Origin of the sequence: Schinkia azotoformans, assembly GCF_035811335.1 — a bacterium.
Lineage (GTDB): Bacteria > Bacillota > Bacilli > Bacillales > Bacillaceae_J > Schinkia > Schinkia azotoformans.
Map to the genome: position 1 here is coordinate 1 of NZ_JARSMD010000024.1, position 23,390 is coordinate 23,390.

Below are 23,390 nucleotides of genomic sequence, written 5' to 3' on the forward strand. Positions count from 1 at the left end.
AACAGGGTGATTAATAACACCTATTCCCCCCTCTAACAATTAACTATCAATATTATTTTTTCATTCACTTAATTCATATAGAAATACTGTGTTTTAATTGTTGAAAGTAATCTTATTATACTTTGTTAAAATTTTCAATAAGAATATATAAAATATTTCAAAAATTGTCTTTCTTATACTGATATCCTTTAAAATTTTATACTTATCAATATAAAAAAACTAACCATCTAGAAAAGATGATTAGTTCTGTTTAACGATTATTCTGTTTATTGATGTTGATTTTCAACAGCGATCACTTTAAGATTTTCCACAAGTTCTCCTGTTTTTTTAGTGTAATAAGCAATGACGACTTCTTCCCCACTATCTGCATCAATCAGTTTTTTATAACACTTTTGCAAATAATTACTTCCCCAAATAATAAGGGCATTAAATACATGCTCAAGCTCTTCCCCACTTTTTGTTAATCTATAAGAATAGCGTGGTGGGTGCTCTGAATACAGTTCCGACTTTATAAGACCCTCTTCTTCTAAATATTTCAGCCGGTCAGATAAAAGATTAGAAGATATGCCATTAAGGGATTTTTTAATTTCATTAAACAATGTCTTGCCAGTTAATATTTCGTGAACGATTAGCAGCGTCCAACGGTCCCCAATAATATTTAGTGATTGGGCGATATTACATGGAATATCGTATCTAGATTTCATAATATACCCCCTCCAGTTAAAATAATTTTACCATTAAAAAAATAAAAAAAACAAGTTAGTTGATTTTTTTAACTGAGTATAATAATATAACCTATAAACAATTCATAATTGTTAGTTAATAGGATTAAAAGTGAGGTATTTAATATGGGACTTTATTTAATTGAATCATCATTACAGGGAATCATTTCTACAAAAGAAGAATTGAATCAAAAAGCCAGTGACCTTCAAGCAGCACTTACTGAAACTAATTCAGCATTAATTGAGCTTCAAGTTTCAAAAGATTTTTCACGTTCATTTTTTATTATTGAAGCTGAAGACCGAAATGAGGCAACTAACACATTAAGAAACGCTGGCATTCCAGTCCAACTGATTAAAGAGGTTCGCCTTGTTGGGAAAGACCTAGAAGATGTAAAGAAAAATAAAGATGTGGTCAATTACTTGGTTGAATGGAATATTCCTGAAAATATCACAATGGAGCAGTACTTAGAAAGAAAGAAGAAAAACTCAGTTCACTATCAAGAGGTTCCAGAGGTAGCTTTTTCAAGAACATATGTGTGTGAGGATATGACGAAATGCTTGTGCTTCTATGATGCACCGGATGTTGCAGCCGTAAAACGAGCACGAGAAGCTGTACAAACACCGATTGATTCGATTACAGAAATTTTGACTGAAAATAATTAATCTTAAAGCTTACGTACCTTTGATTGAGGCTTTAAATCAAAAATGGTTTAAAGCCTTTCTTTCCTCGGTCTGTAATTTATGTTGAATAATCAAAACACTTTATTGCCTTTTTACATAAAGTGCATTATTATTACCTTTAAACCAACTAAACAAGTAGGAAAACTAAAATTAAATTAAGTATGAAACGTAACAATCTTTCCTTTTTGTTATCCATATTACTTTTAATAATTTACTAGAATTATAGGTGGGTTCATAATGAATAATTTTGCATTAAAAAAATCTAAAATACTTAAAGATTTAATTGAACAGGATTTAAAGCCCTATGTGAAAAAAATTGATGTCGAAGCATTTTATGCTGAAAACTTTTTGAAAAAATTAGGTGAGGCTGGTCTGTTTGCTTCTGTCAATAAGTCTCAGAAGGAATTAATATTAGATGGCATGCATTTAGTCGAAGAAACTGCAAAAACTTGTATGACTACTGCCTTTTGTCTATGGTGCCACCTTGCTGCTTTAACATACGTTCGAAATACAAGTAATGAGGTATTACATCAAAAATTTTTACCACTACTGGAGAATGGGGAGATTTTAGCTGCAACCGGTTTATCTAACCCAATGAAATATTATGCGGGCCTAGAGGACCTACATTTGAGTGCGGAACCAACAGAAGGGGGTTATTTCCTCTCTGGTGTATTACCGGCAGTATCAAATCTTGGTGAAAATCATTGGATTGGTGTTGTCGCAGCTGTTAATGAAAATAAGCGTGTAATGTGCTTCGTACCTTGTCAAATAGAAGGTTTGAAGATGAAGGGCAAGGTGGAATTCCTTGGTGTCAACGGAAGTGCAACATATTCCTGCCAGTTTAGCAATGTATTTATTCCAAAGGAATGGGTGTTATCAGAGGATGCAGATGAGTTTGTAAAGGCAATCCGCCCTACCTTCGTTCTATACCAACTCCCGCTTGGAGTAGGTGTAACAAAAGAATCAATTTCTTCAATTGATCATGTTGAGCAGAGGCAAAATGGATGTAATCGCTATTTGAAAAAACAAGCATATCACATTCTTAATGAGGTTCAGCAATTTCAAAAGAAGATTGAAGTTTTATTTGAAGAAGATCTGTTTAATTGGACGGAAATAGCCAAACTTCGCCTTGAAATAGCTTATTTAACTCTTGATGCTGTTCAAGCTAATATGCTGCACTGTGGTAGTTCAGGCTATTTAAATGAATGTGCATCTTCCCGTAGGCTTCGTGAAGCATATTTTTTTGCTAACCTAACGCCAACGGTAAAACATTTAGAGAAAATTGTAAACAGTTATTCTTAAGTAGTATTAACGAAATGTTTTAAAAATGTCGAAGTGCCAAGCACTTCGACATTTTTTCTACAACACACTAAATTTGTCATCTTTAATATCACTGATAAACATACAGCCTGGTCCATGCGTAATCATAATCGATGGCTTGCTTTCCATTGCTACAGCCTGTGGAGTAACACCACAAGCCCAAAATACCGGAATCTCTCCTTCTTTTATGGTGACAGCATCTCCAAAATCAGGTTTTGAAATATCAGGTATACCTATAAGACTCGGATCACCAATATGAATCGGCGCTCCATGAACGGCTGGAAAACGCGACGTAATCTGGACTGCCCTGATAGCATCAACTGGTGTCATCGGGCGCATACTAACAACAGTTGGCCCTTCAAACATACCTGCTTTTTGGCACGGAATATTTGTTTTGTACATCGGTACATTGCAGTTTTCTTCGATATGGCGGACTGGGATGCCGCTTTCTAGGAGTGGCGTTTCAAAGGTAAAACTACATCCTATTAGAAAACCGACCATATCATCTTCCCAATACTCCGTTATATCGGCCACTTCTTCGGTAAATACACCATCCTGGTAAATTCGATATTTCGGAATATCTTTCCGAATATCTGCCCCTTCCGCTATCAATGAAGGACTAAACGAGCCCGGTTCTGTCACATCCAACAACGGACAAGGCTTCGGATTCCGTTGACAAAACAGTAAAAAATCAAAGGCATGCTCTTTTTTTAAAATAACTAAATTCGCCTGTGTGTAGCCTTTTGACATGCCTGCTGTCGGCCCAGTAATTACTTGTTTTCGGATCAATTCCCTTATATCTTTCGGATCCATTGATTCATAGTTTCCCATTATATCTTCCTCCCAAAATGTATTTCCTTACGAAATTACTTAAATAATAAAGGCAATTGCTCTATTAACGTTTTTACACCTAAAATTCCCATAATAATAACAACGAATACTCCAGGGATGGTTAACCATAATGGATGTTTATACGCACCAACAATGCTCTTCTTGTGTGCCGCTACTAATAATGTTCCTAAAGCGATTGGTAAAATCAGAGCATTTAGCGCCCCTACTAGGATTAGAATATTAACTGGCTTTCCAACTAGGGCAAATGTCCCTGTAGAAACAATAATGAAAGCAATGATGATCCACTTATGGTATTTTTCAATTTTTGGGTGGAAGGAGCGGATAAATGAAACTGATGTATAAGCTGCCCCTACAACAGAAGTAATCGCCGCTGCCCACATAATAACACCAAAGATACGATAGCCAATGTTTCCTGCTGCTAATTGGAAAACTGAAGCAGGAGGATTTGCTGCATCAATCGCTAAACCTTGTGTTACAACACCAAGAACTGCCAAGAATAAGGCTACACGCATAATACCAGTTGCAACAATTCCGGTAACAGAGCTTTTCGTAACTTCTGGCAATGATTCAATGCCTTTTACGCCTGCGTCAAGTAGACGGTGTCCACCGGCAAATGTGATATAACCACCCACTGTACCTCCAACAAGCGTGACGATCGCAAACCAGCTAATCTGTTCAGGTTTAACTGTATTAATGATTGCTTCCCCTACTGGTGGGGATGTTTTAAAAGCAACGTACAGCATAAGTAGAATCATAACAACTCCTGCAAATTGAGCGAACTTATCCATTGCTTTTCCTGCTTCTTTAACAACAAAGATAAAAATCGCTACTATGGCACTAATAATAGCTCCGGTAATCGGGTCTAATCCCATCATAGCATTCAAACCTAATCCGGCTCCAGCAACGTTTCCAATATTAAATGCCAAACCGCCGATGACAATCAGGATGGCCAAAACAACGCCAAGTCCAGGTAACACTTTATTGGCAACTTCTTGCCCACGGAGTCCCGATACACAAATAATACGCCAAACGTTCATTTGTGCAAAGACATCTAATATTAATGATATTAGAATAACAAAGGCAAAACTAGCAGCTAATTGCTGAGTAAACACTGTTGTTTGTGTCAAAAAGCCCGGTCCAATTGATGATGTCGCCATCAAAAATGCTGCACCTAATAATACACTACGGCTCGTCTTCTTTTTTACTAAAGCGCTATCATTATTTTGGATAACTTTTAGTTCTGGGTTTTCCGATTTTAATTGAGATTTTTCCACCCTTGCATTAGTATTTTCCATATGAAGCCTCCTCCCAGTTGCTGATTGCAGCAATTGTAATATTATTTTGTTCTAATGATTCTTTAAGATATTTCGCAAATAATAAGGCATGTTTCCCATCCCCATGAATACATACTGTATCTGCACGTAATGAAACCTCTGTTTTTTGCTGGGAAACTACTTTCCCTTCCCTTGCCATTTTCACTACTTGTGCGGCAGATTGTTCATGATCTGTAATCATCGCATCCTTTTGAGAACGAGAAGTTAAGGATCCATCTTGTTGATAGGTTCGATCTGCAAACACCTCATGGGCAGTCCGTAAACCAATCTTCTCCCCCGCTTTCGTTAATTCACTGCCAGAAAGCCCAAATAAAATCAATGATGGTGAAATATCATAGACGGCTTGCGCAATGGCCTCAGCAAGATGAGGATCCTTTGCGGCCATATTGTACAAAGCACCATGAGGTTTTACGTGCTGCATTTTTTCATTGAAGGTCGCTAAAAACCCTTGTAATGCCCCGATTTGGTAAACAACCATGTCATATCCTTCTTGCGGTGTAATCGCCATTTCTCTTCGACCAAAACCATTTAAATCTGGTAAACCAGGATGAGCCCCAATTTTAACACCATTTGAAATTGCCATCTTCACTGTTTCTCTCATTACACTTGGATCACCGCTGTGGAAACCGCATGCAATATTGGCTGATGTAATGTATTTCAATATTTCTTCCTGTTCCCCCAGTTTAAAGCGGCCAAAACTTTCCCCAAGATCACAGTTTAAATCAACTTGAAACATAAAACCCCTCCTTTTCATTTTTCACTATCTTGATAAACTACAAAGTAAATTGTTCCGATTTACGGAACTCTAGTTTCGATTTATAGCAATATTCTAGCATAATTATTTTTTGTTGAAAAGAGTTAATTTTAGAATTATACGAAAAATGGAACGTATCTAAATATTGCCTTTTCAAGGCTTGTTTTTCTATTCAAATAATTTATAATAAAAATATCATCCGTAAAACAGAACAATATTTCCGAAATTCGAAACTAAAGGAGTTGGCCTCCATGACGATTCATGACAAAATTGAATTAATACGGCCTTTAGGGGATTCAGCATTAGTAATCCATTTAGGGGATGGAATTAACCCAACGATCCATGAACAAGTTAAACATCTATCTTACTTAATAGAAAAAGAACCATTTCCTGGATTTATTGAATCAGTTCCGTCCTACAATAACTTAACTGTGTATTACAATCCTGCAGCTGTTTATTTTTCTATTATCGAAAAAGATAAAAAAAGTCCTTATAAAATTGTGAGCGCTTTAATGGCAGAATTACTCGATCAATTAAGTACAAATGAGCTGGTCGAAGAGCGGCTTGTTAAGATTCCGGTCGCTTATGGGGGAGAATTTGGCCCAGATTTGGAATATGTAGCGGCTTACCATGGGCTTACAGTAGATGAAGTCATTCAAATTCATTCTGCAAATGATTGTCAGGTCTATATGATTGGTTTTGCACCGGGCTTCCCGTTCCTTGGAGGAATGGATGAAAGAATTGCCACACCTAGGAAGGAGTCACCTCGTCTTGCCATTGCCCCAGGATCCGTGGGAATCGCTGGCAAACAAACAGGCGTTTATCCATTGGAAACACCGGGAGGCTGGCAAATTATCGGACGGACCCCGCTTGATTTGTTTCTTCCGGAACAAACACCTCCAACGTTATTACAATCAGGAGATAAAATCCGCTTTATCCCCATTTCATTTGAAGAATTTGCTACCTACAAGGAGATGAAACATGATGAGTGTTAAGGTGATTCATCCAGGATTATTGACGACCATTCAAGATTTAGGGAGATTCGGCTCCCAAAAATTCGGGGTAATTGTAAGCGGTGCGATGGATCCTATTTCATTGCGAGTTGCGAATTTACTTGTTGGAAATTTCGAAGGCGAAGGAGCACTTGAAATTACGCTTTTGGGGACAACGCTCCAATTTGGAAGCGACCAATTAATTGCCATTACTGGCGGTGATTTACAGCCTACCATCGATGGGGAAAAAGCACCAATGTGGAGGCCGCTCCTTATTCGTAAAGGGTCTATTTTAAAATTTAAATCTGCCATAACTGGATGTAGGGCATACGTTGCCTTTGCTGGTGGGATTGAAGTTCCTGAAGTACTTGGAAGTAAAAGCACTTATCTCCGAGCAGCCATTGGAGGGATTCAAGGCAGAGCTTTACGAAAAGGGGATGAATTTACGTGTGGAAATTACAGTACAATCAGTTTGGCATTTGTTCAGCAACTAGACAAAATGAAAAATCATTTTACATGGTCTGTCAACTTTTCTGAATTCTTCTCATTTGATAAAACACAAACGGTGCGGGTTTTACAAGGCTCTGAGTTTAATCATTTCGATAAAGCAAGTCAACATGTATTTTTTTCAGATTCCTACACATTAACAACTGAAGCAGATCGGATGGGGTATCGATTGGATGGCAAGCAGCTAGATTTAACTAAGAAATTTGAATTACTATCGGAAGGGGTTACGTACGGGACGATTCAAGTCCCCTCGAACGGACAACCGATTATCTTAATGGTAGACCGGCAAACAACAGGTGGGTATCCCAAAATTGGTCAAGTGATTTCAGTTGATTTACCTCGATTAGCCCAATTGCAACCGAAAGCGAAGATTTTATTTAAAGAAACAACTCTTGAACAAGCTGAAGCAGAGTTAATTAATCAAGAAATTATGCTAAATGAACTAGCGTTGGGGATTCGCATGAAGGCACTTCACAGATAGTCATACTAAAGCATTTAATTATAAGAATAAGGTGGTCTCTTTGTTGATTAAAGAGACCCCCTTTGTCATTCCTTTATATAGCCCAACTGCCTTGATATATCCTCGGCCACTTTTTTTACCTTTTCCTTAAAGTTTTCGACATTCTCCCCTTTATAATTTGCTTCTATGCCAGCAATACTTATACCTGCAACCACTTCACCAAGATGATTAAAAATCGGTGCGGCTACAGCAGAGGTATGATTTTCTAATTCTGAATGGCTTATTGTGTACCCTTCCATTCTCGCCTGTTGAATAGTTTCATAAAGTTTATCCTTATCAGTAATCGTGCCTTGGGCAAAAGGTTTAAGCTCCTCTGTTTCGATATATGCCTTTATTTCTGCATCAGGTAAGAAGGACAAGATTGAACGTGAACAAGCTCCTGCATATAGCGGGCTTTTCCTGCCAATCGCAGTATAAAGGCGAACCTTTTGTTTTGTGTCGATTTTTTCAATATAGATCGCCTCATTACCTTCTCGTACAATTAAATTTATCGCTTCCTTTACATCATTATGTAAATCTTGCATAAATGGATAAGCGATCTTACGTATATCCAACCTCATAGAAACAAGATGGCCGAATTTAAGAAACAAAAGCCCAAGCCGGTACTTAGCATCGCTTCCTTTTTCCAAAAAGCCCATCTCCTCAAACGACCTAATCATTCGATAGACTGAAGTTTTCGGTATCCCCGATAAATTAATAATTTCTTGAAATGATAATTCTGTATGCTCAATAAAGAGATTTAATATGTCCATTGATCGGACGACCGTTTTATTTTTGTTATTCATTTTCCTTCCCCCACCTTACTCTAATCCAACCAATTCCGATTCACCCAGCAATTCATACGTTTCTGGCTGCGGCAGTTCTTGGACATTTTTTAATTTTCTTTCGATTACCCGGCTTCGTGTGGCTGCGCTGTCAATTGTATTGCTTGCCTCTTGGAGTTTTTTCTTCGTTTTGTCGAGAATGTCTCCAAATTTAGTAAACTCCGTTTTTACAGCTCCAAGTAATCCCCAGACTTCGCTGGATCGTTTTTGAATAGCTAATGTTCTGAATCCCATCTGCAAGCTGTTAAGGAAGGCAGCTAATGTCGTCGGTCCTGCAATTATGATCCGCATATCTCTTTGCAAGGAATCCCAAAGGCCCGGACGTCGTAGGACTTCAGCAAATAAGCCTTCAAACGGTAGGAACAATACGGCAAAGTCTGTTGTGTTTGGCGGGTTAATATATTTATCGCGAATACTTTTGGCTTCCAGCTTAATTCGGTTTTCCAGTTGTTTAGCTGCATCAGCTGCTGCTTGGACATCACCTAATTCCTGTGCGTCCAGTAATCGATTGTAGTCCTCTAGCGGAAACTTTGAATCGATCGGAAGATATACAACTCCGCCGCTATCATCTTTTGAAGGAAGTTTTACAGCAAATTCAACCCTTTCCGCAGAGCCTTTTTTCATTGCGACATTGGATTCATATTGTTCTGGTGAAAGGATTTGCTCAAGTAAATTTCCTAATTGAATTTCACCCATTATTCCTCTCGCTTTTACATTCGATAGTACTTTTTTCAGGTCCCCTACTCCGGAAGCTAATGTTTGCATTTCCCCTAAACCTTTATGTACTTGTTCTAACCGTTCACTTACTTGTTTAAAAGAATCGCCAAGCCGCTGTTCTAAAGTGGCATGTAGTTTTTCATCTACAGTTAAGCGCATTTGCTCTAGCTTCTTACTATTATCTTCCTGTAAATACGTTAATTTTTGTTCGACTGTATGGCGGACACCTTCGAGTTTTTGTTCATTCATATTCGTAAGTTCTGTTAATTGTTTATTAAAGCTATCAAGCTGATTTTTATTTTGAAATGCCATTTGATTTATCGTCGTCATGACATTTTGACTCAGAGTGTTTAATAGTGTCGTTAATTCCTCACGGGCTTGCTTCGTTGACAGCCCCATCTCCTGTCTAACTTGGCCAATATCCTCCCTAACTATTCGTTCCAGCCTTTCTTGAGCTTTTTCTATCAAAGATAAAGAAGCTTGTATTTTATTAGATTTTTGCTTGGACACCATATTCATAACGATCAATAGCAAAATAAGCATAATAACATTTATCACCATTGATACCATAACCAATATATTTTGGTCCATCCATTTCCCCTCCTAAGTGTAATATTAAACTTGTATAATTTATATTTAGTATCGCCAATAAATCTATTCTATAAAAATACTAAACAAAAAGAAATAGACCGCCACTTCAACGGTCCAATGTTCAATCGTTCACAACTGTAATGTATCCCTTTGTCAAGACAATTAATTTGTAAATAAATATCAAGCTGATTTGACCTAAATTTCCTTTTGTTTTCTAAACAGCATGCGATCCTCGACCTCTTTCAATTCGAAAAAAAGGGACAATTGATATAGAGTGAATACTTTCAGAATTTAACAAAATAATACGTAACTGATGCTAGTATTTTTTCATATACGTCAAATCAAAAGGTCTTAGCTGTTTATTAGCTGAGACCCTTTTGTATATCTTCAAACTTTTATTCTTTTTCACCATTCCTTATTTTTTTAATTCACTGTAAATCTCATGATCTATTTTATTAGCAAGTTCAGCATCATATGTTTTTTCATATCCTGGTACCGCATTAATTTTCCCGCCATAAAAAATGACATCTTCTACACTATCGATCTCTACTGTTACTATTCTAAACTTCATTGTTCCTTGCATTATTTCCGAAACATTTCCGGTACCTTTTATTTCATAACAACTTTCAGGACCAACTACATTAAGAACTATATATGGATCATTTTCAATATTTTCAATACTTGAGGATTTATGGCCTAATGCAAACTTAATTTTCTCACCACTTTCATGCGCAAATAACCAAGAAATCGTACTGACTGTAGGTTTTTTTGTTTCTTTATCCACAGTAATGAGAGAAATAATTCTTTCACCTTGTAAAAAATCTATTAACTCTTTAGTTAATTTTTCTTTAATTTTTGACATGCTGAAAACACTCCTTTTACTCTTCGTTATTGCTTTGAGATGTTCAAACTTGAACTATTTCTATTTCCATCTCCACGCAGCCCACGTTCAGTAAGAATTGGCAATACATGATCACGGAAATATGGGAATTCATCATTGTAGTCAACAAACGATAAAGTAGTTCCCTTAAATCCTACTTCGGCAAGTGCTGTTATTCCATCGGCAACCTGTTCTGGTGTCCCAACCAATGGAAATCCTCCATGTCCTAAAGCAAAACGTTCACGCAATAAATGTAAAACTTCATGTGGGAACGAATAACAATTGGCAAATTGCATTTTAATGACATTTTCTACAGCTGTCCAATCCGCATTCGTTCTAGCAGCATAATCCCAATATTGGAGGGCTTCCTCCTCGGTCAGACGACAAATTACATGTGAGAACGTAAGAACATCAACACTCCGCTCTTTTTCAATTGCCTGACTCTTTAATGCCAGTATTTCTGCTTTAGCATTTTCTAAATCAATTGCAGGCGTAAATAGGATATCGCTTGCTGGTCGAGGATCACTCTTTACCCGCTTAAGTTGAATTCACCATTATTTTTCCTCCTTTAGAAATGCGTTTCTTAAATCTACTTCATTGAACTCTCTTTGTAGCTTTTATTTTCTAATTGGCCAAAAGTTAATTCACACCCAGTAAATAATGGGATTTGTTTTATATTAGTAGCTGTCGGAAAAATTGCTTGGAATAAATAGTCGTCCTGACTATGGAGAGAAGTTGATGCACATCTGACACCACCAAGATTAAAGGTATACATCTTGTTATCATTATTTCCTGCATATAAAAGAGTCACTTCATTCTTTCGAAATGCAATAAGGTTTGCATTCCCCTCCAATATCTGATGTGTTAATTCAAGAGAAATAATCGGGTCTTTTTGTTCATTAAGCTTCATTAAATAATATCGATATCCTACTTCACTATCAGAAGTACCTGCCAATTCATTTGCGTAAAAAGAACGATATTGATCATGATTTTTAAAATAGCCATTGTGTGCAAAAGCGAGTGACTGATCTTCATTTAAGTACGGTTGGGAATTGTTAAATGCCATTGATTTCATTAAGCTTGGTCTGCGCAAATGAACAAGGTATTCTTTGGATACAATCCCTTTCAAAGTTTGTGGGGCAAGAATATCATTTCTCACACCTTCTATCGCACGATATCTTCGAATCTGTCCATCTTCACATTTCCATGCCATGCCCCAGCCAAATCCAGCAAACCCATATTCTTCAAGTAGCTTTGCATAATGAAAAATCCATTCAATTGGTATATTTTCATCGGATTTAACCGTAAATAATTCACACATCCATTCCCACTCCTTCATTTATAATCTCGATATAAACAGATAAAACCCCCATCAGAGGAGCTCCCTGATGGGAATCTAATTTACTTTGTGATCCGCGGTTGGATCGTGTGATTCCAAGGCTTCCAGATATCAAGTTGAGAAATAATAGCCATGATTTTGACATAGTCATCTCGATCTATGGAAAGCCAATCGTTATCCCGTTCACCTGTATAAATGCTTCTATCGATGACTGCAGCGGTGCGGACTGCTTCAGCTAACTGCTCATATATCTGAATGGTTTTCTGAAGACGTTGGATTTGTTTTTGTAATTCAACATCCGTATTTTCAATATTTGCTTGTTCTCTTTCTGTCATCATCCTGCCACCTCTACTTTCAAATCGATAGTATCAGTATTAAAAGTTTTCAAAATACTCTTTATGCTCCCATTCTGTTACAATATTTTGATAGTCTTCAACCTTCTCATTTTCTACGTATGCCATATAACGAGAGATTTCACTTTCCTTCATTCTAATGATATAATCAACAAACATCTTTCCCATCTTATTTTGGTATGTTCCATTTTCACGCAATGAATCTACCGCTTCCTGCAGGCTTTTTGGAATCAATTCCCTCTGGTCCATATAGGCTTCACTACTTGCAGGTCCTGGATCTAAGCGATTTTCAATTCCATCTAATCCTGCAAAAATCTGTGATGCAAAATATAAGTACGGATTCGCAGCTGGTTCACCAGCTCTATTTTCAAAATGGGTCGCCTTGTCTCCATATCCTCCTAAAACGCGAATCATCGTTCCACGATTGTCAACGCCCCATCCTGCACGGTCAGGCGCTAATGAATTCGGCTTGAAGCGCTTATAACCATTAATCGTTGGTGTTGTAAATACCGTTGCCGCCCTAGCATTCTTCAAAATCCCCGCAGCATAGTGCTTTCCAAGTACAGATAATGACTCTGTTTCAACTTCCGGCATAAACAGATTCTCACCTGTATTCACATCTACTAAGGATTGATGCAAATGCCAACCACTTGAGAAAAATCCTGGGATGGAAGGTCGGCACATAAACGTTGCTAAATAGCCATGTCTTTTACAAATTTGTTTAACAGCTGTTCTAAATAACAGCATTGCATCTGCCGCTTCGATTCCACGCATAGGCGCAAATGTTACTTCAATTTGGCTAGGTCCCCACTCATCTTCAATCGTACGTAATGGTAGCCCAAGCGCTTCAATGTTTTCGACGATAAGTTGAATGACCTCATCGATTTCATCATTATGTGCTTCCAACTGATACTGGTATCCTCTTGCCACTGGTCGAACTTTGGGAGGCTGACCAGGAGAGCCCGGTGCTCCTAATAATTCTGGATTAATCTCATCACTGACTATTTTCGTTAATGAAAACTCTACTTCAAGTCCTGAAACTAAGTCATAGCCTTTTTCATTTAATTCTTTTAGTGCCTTACGACAAATTTGGCGGCTATCAAACGGGAGTATTTCACCTGTTTTTAAGTAAGCATCCGATAAGATCCAACCGGTATTTGGAGCCCAAGGAAGAATCTTGAACGTAAGCGGGTCTGGTACAAGTGTATAGTTTGGACAGCCCGTCAATTCCTCAAGATCGAATCCGCCACCTTTAATAAACGGGTTAAACACAATCGCATTGGCTGTATCAAAAAAGAGAGGACCCGTATTAAAATCAATGCCATCCTTAAGAGCACTCATAAAAGCGGGGATTGTTAATGTTTTTGCTCTCGAAATACCGTGCTGGTCAGCCCATGCAACTCGTATAAGGCGCAGATTTTTTTCCTCAATTGTTTTGAGAATCCTCTGAATGGCATTTACTTGCTCCTCATTCCATAAATTATGGCGCCAGATAAAACCCTCAGTACTTATTTTTAACATTTCTCTCATTTTTACCGTCTCCTTTTTTATTTAGTATTTGTAATTTTCTGTCTATTTTAGAGGATAAATGTCATATTTTCATGACCTTGGTCGCTATCAATTAAATTAACTTGTTTAACGTTTATTTTCCATACACCATTTTCTTTTTTCAGACGATAGCCATTCCAACCGGAATATAGTTTTTGTTTGCCTGCTCTTAACTCAGTTAGCATGAAATTTGCCCGTACACGAACTAAATCCTCCTTGCCATCTTTCCATACTTCGATGTTACTTAACATCCGAAGTGTGCGTGAAGCTGGAATTTGCGAATAAGCATAGCCGGTACGAAGTCGATAAATTCGATCCTCAAGCCGTCTCCTGTCATCAAAGGCATGGGAAACTTCCTTCAGTGGGTTTCCACCTCCAGGTGTAATCGGCACCCAATAAAGGCATTCAAAACCGAACAAATCAAGCCAATCTTCCAGTTTACCTTCATCAACTAATCGTGACTCACGAAACAAAAATTGTTCAATTTCACGGCATACCTTTTGAGTTGCTTTACCCGTTTCAGTATCCCAATCCTTCAATCCATCCAACAGTCCAGAGTAGAATTCATCATTCATATAATAGGATACTTTTGAACTATCCTTTATCATACTGATGACACACCTCCTTTAACATTTTCACAAAGAGTTTTTAGTGACGGCTGGCCCATAAGTCGTTTCCACTCTTGATAATAATTACGGATATGCAATTCATCTGTAACAGGACCTGAGACAACACCGCGTTCGTCGACTGTTTGACGATCCGGTATTCCTAAGCCGCGACCGGTATGAACCCATTCCACCTCAGGAATCGTTAAGCCAAGATGACATTCTTCAAAATTAGTCATATCATCAGGCTCACCAAAAGCGGGAAAATCCTCTTGCGTACGCATTCTCAGCATATTGATTTCTTCCGGCAACCCGTCTACCGTCGTTGAATACCAGGTCAACTCTGTCTTATCCACCGCATACGGCTGGATCACTTGAATTTGATTTCCAATTAAGCAGAGGTTTGGAAATATGTTAAGATTCATTTGAGCACCGATCGCTTGATCTAACAAGGCATCAGCTTCTTCTTGGTACCGCTCTCTAATCATTTCTTCATATACTTCTCTGCCTGGTTGCGGACGCTGTTGTTTCCAGAAATCACCAATATTTTTATAGTTAGGACGTTGATCGATGAACGTATGGCCATTGCCAAGATACTGAACAACCATCGGTCCATAATCCGGACTTTCGGCAAAATAAGACATATCCTTGTCCTCTCCCATTCGTCCCGCTGTTTCAAATAAAGAACGATGTGAAAAAGACACATGGTATCCATCCGCTGCGTTATCATACGTTAATTTCCAATTTCCTTTATAGATCATGCGGTGAGCGTTGCCGACTACTAGTTTCTTCCCATCATAACGATCAAGCCATTGATCGAGTAATTCTCTAGCAGGACCTAAATAGTCGACGAGACTCGGAGCATTAAGATTTAAAGTTCCAAAAATAAAGCCACGGTAGCTTTCCACTCTCGCTTGTTTCAACCCCCATTCACTAGTATCAAAATCATCACCGTATGCTTTAGGCCATGGTACACCAGCCAGTTCTCCGTTATTTTTAAAATTCCAGCCATGGTACGGGCAGGTGAACACCTTGGCGGAACCACGATCATTGCGACAAACTGTGGCCCCACGGTGTGTACAGCGGTTAAACAAAACCCGGAACTCGTCATTGCGATCCCTGACAACAATTATCGGGCGGCTGCCAAGGTAGCCCGTTTTATAATCATTTACATTTGGCACTTCACTTTCATGAGCCAAATAAACCCATGTCATCCCAAAGATTTTCGTCATTTCCTCTGCAAATATAGTTGGATCAGTATACAATTTCTGATGAACTCGATCATGTTTAATGAGTACATCCCAATTGTGTTCATTTATATTCTGTTGATTCATGATTTCCACCTACCTCATTTTTCATAGTTCAGTAATTAAAGAGCTAAATAACCACCATCAACGACTAAGGAAGAGCCCGTTACAAAGGACGCTTCATCAGACGCTAAAAATACGATACAATTCGCAATTTCCCTTGGATCTGCGTATCTTCCAAGCGGTTGAACTCCTTCAACTGCCTGCCAAAATCCTTCTAAATCCGAAGTATGCTCAGTTGTAATTTGATTTGTCTTTGTCACCCCTGGGGCAACACAAGTAACACGAATGCCCTCTTTTGCATAGCGAGTCGCCAGTGACCGGCTCATCTGTAAAATCGCCGCCTTTGTCATGTTATATAGGAATGTACTCTTGCCCATCATTTCTTGGCCGACATAGCCTGAAACAGAACTCAAATTAACAATAGCTCCACCATTCCCTTGTTTAATCATTTCAGGGATGACATTTTTACAGTTTAAAAACATGCTTTTCAAATTAACATTGATTACGTGATCGAAATCATCCACCGTTGTTTCGGTTATATCTTGAATCCAATGAATACCTGCGTTATTAACTAGAATATCAATCCGTCCAAAACTCTCTAGAGCTGTATCCTTCAATAATTGCGCAGTTGCTTCCGAAGAAACGTCACCACTTACAAGTTCACATCTGTCCGGACAATCTAATTCTGCAGCTACCTCTTCTAATCTAGCATGGCTAATATCATTCAATACTAACTTTGCTCCTTCTTCAGCAAATCTTAGGGCTGTTGCTCTGCCAATTCCGCTGCCTGCTCCAGTAATAATTGCGACCTTATTAGCTAATCTCTGCTGGTTCTGCATTACAAATTTCCTCCTTTAAGAATGCTGGTAAATCTTCAGGATTAAGTCCTAAATCGATAACGGCGATTTGGTCAAGAACCGCATCCTCGTTCGGCGGCATAATTGGTGCGGTAAACGCATCACGAACCATTCTTTCAAACGGTAAGCCTTTTACTAATCCATGGGCACCACAAGCAATTGATGCTGAGCGAACGGTTGCGCTAACTGCTTGCATCATAATATATTTAGCTCGCAGACAAGCTGCGTACGTTTCTGGTCCAGGCCCTTTCGTATCATGTGTCCAGGCTGCATAATAAACCATTAATCTAGCCGCTTCCATTTCAGAGAAAATTTCTCCAGCACGTAAACGCATTGCAGGATGATAAGCCATTGGCTGAGCATATCCTTTTGGTTTACGGGTAGTTAGCGTTTCTTTCACCCAATTTGCAATACCGCGACCAATTCCATAATACATTGATGCAAATGTTCCAAATGCCCAAGCTGCATTTTTGAAGATGAATGATTCTAAAAAGGCCTCTGTTTTATGGAGCACAGCATTTTCCGGTACAAAAACATCATTATATTCAACTGTATTACTGCGAGTGGCACGCATTCCTAACGTGTCCCATACATCAATGACATTAATTCCCTCTGATTTCGTTGAGATGAAGAAGCCAATACTGCTTTGCGGATTTGAACTTTCCTCTGGATGCGCGAAAATGTACACATAATCACTTGCTTCAAACATTGATGCAAACGCTTTCCTTCCGTTTAATATATAGCCGCCATCTACTTTTTTAGCGATCAATGAAGGTGTGTATGATTGCCCGATTAAGCTGGACGATGTTGGTTCTGATACAGATTGACAAATTAATTTCCCTTCCTTAATGACAAGATCAGCGATTTCTTGTTTCTTGTCTTCGGGGATGTCTGGATTTTCCATGATGGCTGCTGTGCCTGCTGCATGCATATTCCATGACATCGCTGTTGCTGCACAGCCTTGTGCTAATTCCTCAATAGCAATTGTATAACCTAGAAAACCAGAACCAAGTCCTCCATATTTTTTTGGAATTGTAAGTCCAAACAAGCCTGCTTCATAAAGTTTTTGATAGTTCTCAACCGGTGAAGTGCGGTTTCTGTCATGCTCATCGGCACGTAAAGCAAAATCTTGTGCCAACTCTTTGCAAAGCTCCTTCCATTTCTTTTGCTCCGCTGTTAATTCGAAATTAATGGACATCCTTCATCTCTCCCAGCTCTTAATAAATTTCTTATATTAAAAAATATAGTTGATGAATTTGTTTAGAAAATTAACCTGAAATATTATTCAAATTATTTTTCTTAGAAGAAGTAAACTGGCTCTTTAAATAATTCAATCCAAGATATAGGACAAAGGCACATACCGTTGAGATTATAAAAGGTACTTGGAACCAATTTTGTTGGTAAAAGGCCATACCGGTAAAGGTACTTACAACTAACGTAAGTAACCCAATCCAATTTACCGCAGGAATGTCGTCAAGATTGACAATACCTTTTTGGCCAAACTTCAATGTTCCCCTTACGACATAATAATCTGTTAACACAATCGTTACCCACACGCATAACAACACACTGCCAATTGTTAAAAACGCTTCAATATAATGTAAGATGTTTCCAAAGATGAAAACAAGAGAAATAATATTGGCTAAAACAACCATCACGGCTCTGCCAGGTCTCCAATTGAAGGCAGTATCAAACAAGTTAACAAGCGCCAGCGCTCCTTCGTAAGAATTCCCAACCTGCACTTTTGACTGCGAAAAAATAATCGTTAATAACCCCCAAAAACCTCCCGCTAGAACTAGGGTAATACCCGGATTTGTAATCGCAGCCATCCCTGCTGCAGCAGGATCCATTCCTTGTTTTAAGAAATAATCGTTAGTTAATTGATAACCGAAATAAGTAATGACCGCTCCAAAAAACATCGTCACACCAAATAGAGAGAAGTTTGAAGCCACACTTACTTTTACGACATCTTTAGTTGACTTTGAAAATCTTGTAAAATCCGCAACAACAATTGCTAGTAGTCCTGCCAAAACAACCGTAGCATTTAAGGCAATTGCAAAGCCTTGACTAGTCGTCATATTAGGAACAAGAATACCGTGGGTAACTGCTTCTACTAATGAGCCTTGTTTCATTAATAAAAACACCATAAAAAGTAACATTAAAAACAGCAAAGGAATCATAATCTCTGCTACACGAGAAACTAATTTATTACCAAATAATGATAGGACAATCCAGATAGCAGTTAAAATTAAGTAAAAGATAAGCTTGATAGTGAATGTAGGTTCTATATCAAAATAAAAGAATATCGAGTTTCCTATTAATACGCTTTCCATTCCAAGAAAACCGATAATCATAAAAGCCCAAATTAAGGAACCGATGGCGGAACCTCTTGTGCCGAAAGCATACGCCCTAGAAATGATATTGCTTGAAAAACCGTCGCGAAATGAGATCACACCTAATGATATGGTGAAAAAAGTACTGACAAGAAATGCTATAAATGCTGCGAGCATTCCCATCCAAAATCCAGCCATAAACGTTACAAGCCCACCAGTGAGTAATACAGCAAGACTGGACCCAATTCCTACACCTACAGCGGCAAGATCCTTCCACGGTCTCCTCATTTCAGCTGGAACAGCCTCAAGCGAGTAGTCCTCCATCATGTTTTCTAATTTTTGTGACATCTGAAATCTCCTCTCTACCAATGAATCTGATTTCTCCTAAGTGACAGACTCCTACAATTTGTTTGTAAGGCCTGTCACCTTACTAGGAAAACTTACAAAAACAACCGCTTTGTTATGATAACAATTGCTTTCTTAATAGATTAGTAGCTTCGAGATTTACTTTTCCTGTCTTCGGGTCCACTTCTACCCCATACTCATTTTTCGCTTTCTCGATTGATAAAAGTCCGTCTGATACTTCCTCTTGAACCTTATTGATATCACGCAAGATCGGTGAACCGTAGCCACCGCCACCGCCACAATACATTTCAAGCCAGGTCCCTTTGGGCACTTGGAATACCATGTCTTTGGAACCTACCTTTTGTATAGTTCCATCAGGAAGATAGAGGAGATAATTATTACTCATACCTTCCCGGCCTCCAAATAATCCATGTGGTAACTTAGCTCCCTCATATTCCATTCCATCACCAAGTGTTCCAACGGCATTGTTGTCACCATCGATGCGGATTTTCACATAGGTACCATACCCGCCACGGTACTTCCCTGCACCGGCAGAGTCTGGCAAATACTCATACGCTTCCATGAAGAAAGGATCTTTTATTTCCAACATTTCGGGATCCTGTGATCTCATGCAACCTGCCGCACCGGCAAATCCGATTCCATTGAAACCATCAAATCCTTCCAACGCACCTTGACCGCCTTTTGCCATAAACCCAAAATCAAAGTAGGGTTCATTTTTACGAGGATCTGTTCCAGTAAATACTGGTGGACAGGCCTTACACCAGCCAGCTGTCACTTGATCAGGTACAGCATCTTTTAGCGCATTCATAATCGCCTCTAATAAAACATCTGCAATTTGGTTTCCAACGATTGTAGCTGCCGGGAAGTTAGGATTTAATATACTACCCTTTGGAAAATAGCAATCCAATGAGGAAAATAACCCTTCATTTTGGGCAATCTCTGTTCCCGGATTAATTAGCATTAAATATGCAATTGCACATGCTGCTTTCGCTCCTGCAGGAGGCATATTTGTAAATCCAGGTGCCTGTTTATCTGTACCTGTAAAATCCATTTTTACTTTTCCGTCATCATTAATGGTAATTTTAACTGCAATTTTATATTTCCGTAGTGGGTCAACGCCATCTGACACCATATAGCTAACACCATAATAAGTGCCAGGTCTCCATCTGCGAATAATTTCTTTCGTTTGTTTTTCAGTTGCTTCTATAATATAGTCCAAGTGGCTGCGGAAAGTTTCCAAGCCATATTTTTCGACTACTTTTAATAGACCACGTTCCCCAATATTACATGCACCTATCATCGCTTTTACATCTTCTTCTACGATTTTCACCCGAACATTGGCAAACAGCATTTTCCATACATCACGTCTGATCTTCCCTTTTTCAATGATTTTCACACCGGGAATCCGAATCGCTTCCTGCCAAACTTCTGTATGCTGTGGATTATAACCACCAGCAGTGGCACCTCCTAAATCTGTTAAATGCCCTTTACTGACTGTCCAACCTACTAGTTCATCTTGATAGAAAACTGGTTTATAGATTCCTACATCATGGGTTTGATTTCCCCCTTCATACACATCATTGTGGACAATGACGTCTCCCGGATAAAGGTCGTCTTTGAAAAACTCCATAATATACGGTAATGCTGGCTGAGCCCCGAACCCAATGATGGGGATATTGGCACTTTGCTCCATCATTCTCGTTTGATGATCGAATAATCCTGTTACGAAATCACCAGCCTCATTGAACACTGGGGAGCGGGATGTCTGCTGCAGCACTTTGGCCATATCATGTGTTACGGCGTTTAAACGACGTTGAATGACCGATGCAAGAATTGGGTTAATAGCAACTTTCTTGTTCTCACTCATAAATGACACCTCTGTTCTCTTCGATAAAGTGTTTGACAGCTTCTGTATCCATCTTTTTACTATACATAATGTAATTGTCATTTTTATCACAAATTACATTAAAATAAGCAGAGACAATGATCGTAGTTACTTTCTGTTCGATAATCGCCGGTCCACTAATATGGTTACCATGGACAAGAACCTCTCCATCATACACTGGTGTTTCCACTAACTTACCGTGATCACCAAGTGACATTGGGCGTTTTCCTTTATAAGCATGTTCAGCTGAGTTGCTGCGATATTCGGTATGCTTCATATTAGGTTTTTTCGTAATTCCTAAGGCTGATAGATTGAAATTAACAATTTCAACCTCCATCTCCGGTGTACTGTAGCCAAATAATTGATCATGCCATTTATGGAACTTTTCTTCGATATAAGTGATTGTAATCGTTTTCATTTCTTCTGCAGTGAAAGGAACATTCACTTGGAAATACTGACCAACATACATCATATCCAAGCTATACTGGAACTGCATTTCCTCTTCTCTTACACTATCACCGCTAAGCACCTTGGCACCTTGGTCCTCAAGCTGTTGGAATATATCACTAATTTGGTCTAATTCTATTTCTCTAGTAGATGCACGATTTACTTTTACAAAATCATGTCTTAAATCTGACATGAGCATTCCGGCCGCACAGAATATCGAGGATTCTTTTGGAATAACAACAAGTGTGCTGTCAAGTTCTTCAGCTATTGCAGCAGCGTGAAGCGGACCGGCACCACCAGCACAAACTAACGGGAACTCCCGTGGATCATAGCCCCTTTTCGTACTGATTTCACGAATGCCATTTGCCATATTAACATTGACCATATCAATGATACCTTGGGCAGCTTCTTCCACGCTTAATCCTAATTTATCCGCTACTTGCTTTTTAATAGCCTGTTTCGCCTGCTCTACATCGAGCTTCATTTTTCCACCCAAAAAATAGTTAGGATTTAAATAACCAAGCACTAAATTTGCATCTGTAACTGTTGGTAATTCGGCCCCAAACCCATAGCAGACAGGACCAGGATATGCACCAGCACTTTGTGGACCTACATGGAGTAAGCCACCTTCATCTACCCATGCAATGGACCCCCCGCCTGAACCGATTGTATGAATATCAACCGTTGGCAGACTTATCGGCCAATCAGCTATTTCACCCTCTGTACGGATTAACGGATAACCATCTTTAATAAGGGCTACATCAAAACTAGTTCCGCCCATATCCATCGTTAATGCATCCATTATTCCATGTGGCTTCAAGTACCAGCTTCCTGCAACTGGAGCTGAAGCGGGTCCAGATAATAAAGTATTAGCTGCTTTTAAAATCGTTGCTGCCGGAGTAGCAACGCCGCCATTGGATTGCATAATTAGTAAGGTGCCGTCAAAGCAGTAATCTTCTAGTTTTCTTGTTAAGTTAGTTAAGTAGTTTTGAATGATAGGTCCAATATATGAATTCAGAACCGTTGTGCTAGTTCGGTCATATAAGCGAGAGCGCGGCACAAGTTGACTTGATAGGGTTACATAATGATGGGGCAGCTTTTCTCTAACAATTTCACCGGCTCTTAACTCGTGCTCTCCGTTAGCATACGAGTGCATAAAACTGATGGCAATCGCTTCAACTCCTTGCTCACGGATATAATCGATGGCGTCATGAATGTCTTGTTCTGATAAAGGTGCTACCTCCTGACCTTTATAATCCACCCTCTCCTCAATCCCGAGCCGTAGATGTCGAGGTACAAATGCTTTCGGTGAAACATATTGATTGTTGTAAGCATCTGGTCTTAGACCTTGACGCATCTCTAACGTATCGCGAAAACCCTTTGTTGTTAGCAATGCTGTTTTGGCCCCATTATACGTAAGAGTTGCATTTGTTCCTACCGTTGTTCCATGAACAATTAATTCAATCTTTTGAATAAATTCTTTAAGATCCATTTGATAATCTTGCGCCATTTCAGTTAGTCCATTAAAAAAACCAATTGTAGGATCACTAGGTGTAGATAATGTTTTGTATACGCTTGAATTCCCTTCCTGATCAGTTAGCAAAAAGTCAGTAAATGTACCTCCTACATCAATACCAATACGATATTTCATTC

The 23,390-nt window shown here is 38.8% G+C and carries 22 protein-coding genes; 4 read left to right on the forward strand and 18 right to left on the reverse strand.

What is annotated here, in order from left to right; all coding sequences use genetic code 11:
• Positions 1-266: 266 nt before the first annotated feature.
• Positions 267-704 carry a winged helix-turn-helix transcriptional regulator gene (locus tag P9E47_RS14430; RefSeq protein ID WP_326163808.1) on the reverse strand — a complete coding sequence of 146 codons (438 nt, stop codon included), beginning with the start codon at positions 702-704 and terminating at the stop codon, positions 267-269.
• A 144-nt stretch (positions 705-848) separates the two neighbouring features.
• On the opposite strand from P9E47_RS14430, the gene P9E47_RS14435 reads away from it, so the two are divergent.
• Positions 849-1,385, forward strand: coding sequence for a DUF4242 domain-containing protein (locus P9E47_RS14435; RefSeq protein WP_326163809.1), 537 nt, complete (start codon positions 849-851; stop codon positions 1,383-1,385).
• 255 nt (positions 1,386-1,640) lie between these two features.
• Positions 1,641-2,705, forward strand: coding sequence for an acyl-CoA dehydrogenase family protein (locus P9E47_RS14440; RefSeq protein ID WP_326163811.1), 1,065 nt, complete (start codon positions 1,641-1,643; stop codon positions 2,703-2,705).
• Positions 2,706-2,762: 57 nt separating this feature from the next.
• Here P9E47_RS14440 and P9E47_RS14445 read toward each other — a convergent pair whose 3' ends face one another.
• From P9E47_RS14445 to P9E47_RS14455, 3 genes are all read right to left on the reverse strand, one after another.
• Complete coding sequence (locus tag P9E47_RS14445) at positions 2,763-3,554, reverse strand: putative hydro-lyase (RefSeq protein WP_407697189.1); 792 nt, start codon at positions 3,552-3,554, stop codon at positions 2,763-2,765.
• Between the two features lie 35 nt (positions 3,555-3,589).
• A complete protein-coding gene (locus tag P9E47_RS14450; RefSeq protein WP_235786740.1) occupies positions 3,590-4,732 on the reverse strand; it encodes an NRAMP family divalent metal transporter in 1,143 nt (380 codons plus the stop codon).
• A 124-nt stretch (positions 4,733-4,856) separates the two neighbouring features.
• Positions 4,857-5,645 carry a LamB/YcsF family protein gene (locus P9E47_RS14455; protein ID WP_003332198.1) on the reverse strand — a complete coding sequence of 263 codons (789 nt, stop codon included), beginning with the start codon at positions 5,643-5,645 and terminating at the stop codon, positions 4,857-4,859.
• 269 nt (positions 5,646-5,914) lie between these two features.
• Here P9E47_RS14455 and pxpB point away from each other — a divergent pair, with 269 nt between their 5' ends.
• The gene (gene pxpB, locus P9E47_RS14460) at positions 5,915-6,658 is read left to right on the forward strand and encodes a 5-oxoprolinase subunit PxpB (protein ID WP_003332196.1); all 744 of its coding nucleotides are present in this window, start codon (positions 5,915-5,917) and stop codon (positions 6,656-6,658) included.
• On the forward strand, positions 6,648-7,643 hold the full coding sequence (locus tag P9E47_RS14465) for a 5-oxoprolinase subunit C family protein (RefSeq protein WP_003332195.1): 996 nt from the start codon (positions 6,648-6,650) through the stop codon (positions 7,641-7,643). The genes pxpB and P9E47_RS14465 overlap by 11 nt, the downstream gene beginning before the upstream one ends.
• Before the next feature lie 65 nt (positions 7,644-7,708).
• Here P9E47_RS14465 and P9E47_RS14470 read toward each other — a convergent pair whose 3' ends face one another.
• The 14 genes from P9E47_RS14470 to P9E47_RS14535 form a co-directional block, all read right to left on the reverse strand.
• Complete coding sequence (locus tag P9E47_RS14470) at positions 7,709-8,467, reverse strand: IclR family transcriptional regulator (protein ID WP_003332194.1); 759 nt, start codon at positions 8,465-8,467, stop codon at positions 7,709-7,711.
• A gap of 15 nt (positions 8,468-8,482) precedes the next feature.
• Positions 8,483-9,814 carry a DNA recombination protein RmuC gene (locus tag P9E47_RS14475; protein ID WP_003332192.1) on the reverse strand — a complete coding sequence of 444 codons (1,332 nt, stop codon included), beginning with the start codon at positions 9,812-9,814 and terminating at the stop codon, positions 8,483-8,485.
• A 415-nt stretch (positions 9,815-10,229) separates the two neighbouring features.
• A complete protein-coding gene (locus P9E47_RS14480; RefSeq protein ID WP_326163813.1) occupies positions 10,230-10,676 on the reverse strand; it encodes a pyridoxamine 5'-phosphate oxidase family protein in 447 nt (148 codons plus the stop codon).
• A 26-nt stretch (positions 10,677-10,702) separates the two neighbouring features.
• On the reverse strand, positions 10,703-10,903 hold the full coding sequence (locus tag P9E47_RS14485; RefSeq protein ID WP_326163815.1) for a hypothetical protein: 201 nt from the start codon (positions 10,901-10,903) through the stop codon (positions 10,703-10,705).
• 380 nt (positions 10,904-11,283) lie between these two features.
• Positions 11,284-12,015, reverse strand: coding sequence for a class II glutamine amidotransferase (locus P9E47_RS14490; RefSeq protein WP_003332189.1), 732 nt, complete (start codon positions 12,013-12,015; stop codon positions 11,284-11,286).
• Between the two features lie 80 nt (positions 12,016-12,095).
• Entirely contained in the window at positions 12,096-12,368 is a 273-nt protein-coding gene (locus P9E47_RS14495; protein ID WP_326163816.1) for a hypothetical protein, read from the reverse strand.
• A 39-nt stretch (positions 12,369-12,407) separates the two neighbouring features.
• Positions 12,408-13,916 carry a glutamine synthetase family protein gene (locus tag P9E47_RS14500; RefSeq protein ID WP_326163817.1) on the reverse strand — a complete coding sequence of 503 codons (1,509 nt, stop codon included), beginning with the start codon at positions 13,914-13,916 and terminating at the stop codon, positions 12,408-12,410.
• A gap of 47 nt (positions 13,917-13,963) precedes the next feature.
• A complete protein-coding gene (locus P9E47_RS14505) occupies positions 13,964-14,542 on the reverse strand; it encodes an aromatic-ring-hydroxylating dioxygenase subunit beta (RefSeq protein WP_003332186.1) in 579 nt (192 codons plus the stop codon).
• Positions 14,539-15,873 carry an aromatic ring-hydroxylating oxygenase subunit alpha gene (locus P9E47_RS14510; protein ID WP_326163819.1) on the reverse strand — a complete coding sequence of 445 codons (1,335 nt, stop codon included), beginning with the start codon at positions 15,871-15,873 and terminating at the stop codon, positions 14,539-14,541. The genes P9E47_RS14505 and P9E47_RS14510 overlap by 4 nt, the downstream gene beginning before the upstream one ends.
• 35 nt (positions 15,874-15,908) lie before the next feature.
• The gene (locus tag P9E47_RS14515) at positions 15,909-16,688 is read right to left on the reverse strand and encodes an SDR family NAD(P)-dependent oxidoreductase (protein ID WP_326163821.1); all 780 of its coding nucleotides are present in this window, start codon (positions 16,686-16,688) and stop codon (positions 15,909-15,911) included.
• Entirely contained in the window at positions 16,663-17,904 is a 1,242-nt protein-coding gene (locus P9E47_RS14520; protein ID WP_003332183.1) for an acyl-CoA dehydrogenase family protein, read from the reverse strand. The genes P9E47_RS14515 and P9E47_RS14520 overlap by 26 nt, the downstream gene beginning before the upstream one ends.
• 70 nt (positions 17,905-17,974) lie before the next feature.
• A complete protein-coding gene (locus tag P9E47_RS14525) occupies positions 17,975-19,387 on the reverse strand; it encodes a purine-cytosine permease family protein (protein WP_326163823.1) in 1,413 nt (470 codons plus the stop codon).
• A gap of 112 nt (positions 19,388-19,499) precedes the next feature.
• Entirely contained in the window at positions 19,500-21,272 is a 1,773-nt protein-coding gene (locus P9E47_RS14530) for a hydantoinase B/oxoprolinase family protein (RefSeq protein WP_326163824.1), read from the reverse strand.
• Positions 21,265-23,388 (reverse strand): hydantoinase/oxoprolinase family protein, encoded by a 2,124-nt coding sequence (locus P9E47_RS14535; RefSeq protein WP_003332179.1) that lies wholly within the window; start codon positions 23,386-23,388, stop codon positions 21,265-21,267. Before P9E47_RS14535 ends, P9E47_RS14530 begins: the two co-directional genes overlap by 8 nt.
• Between the last annotated feature and the right edge of the window lie 2 nt (positions 23,389-23,390).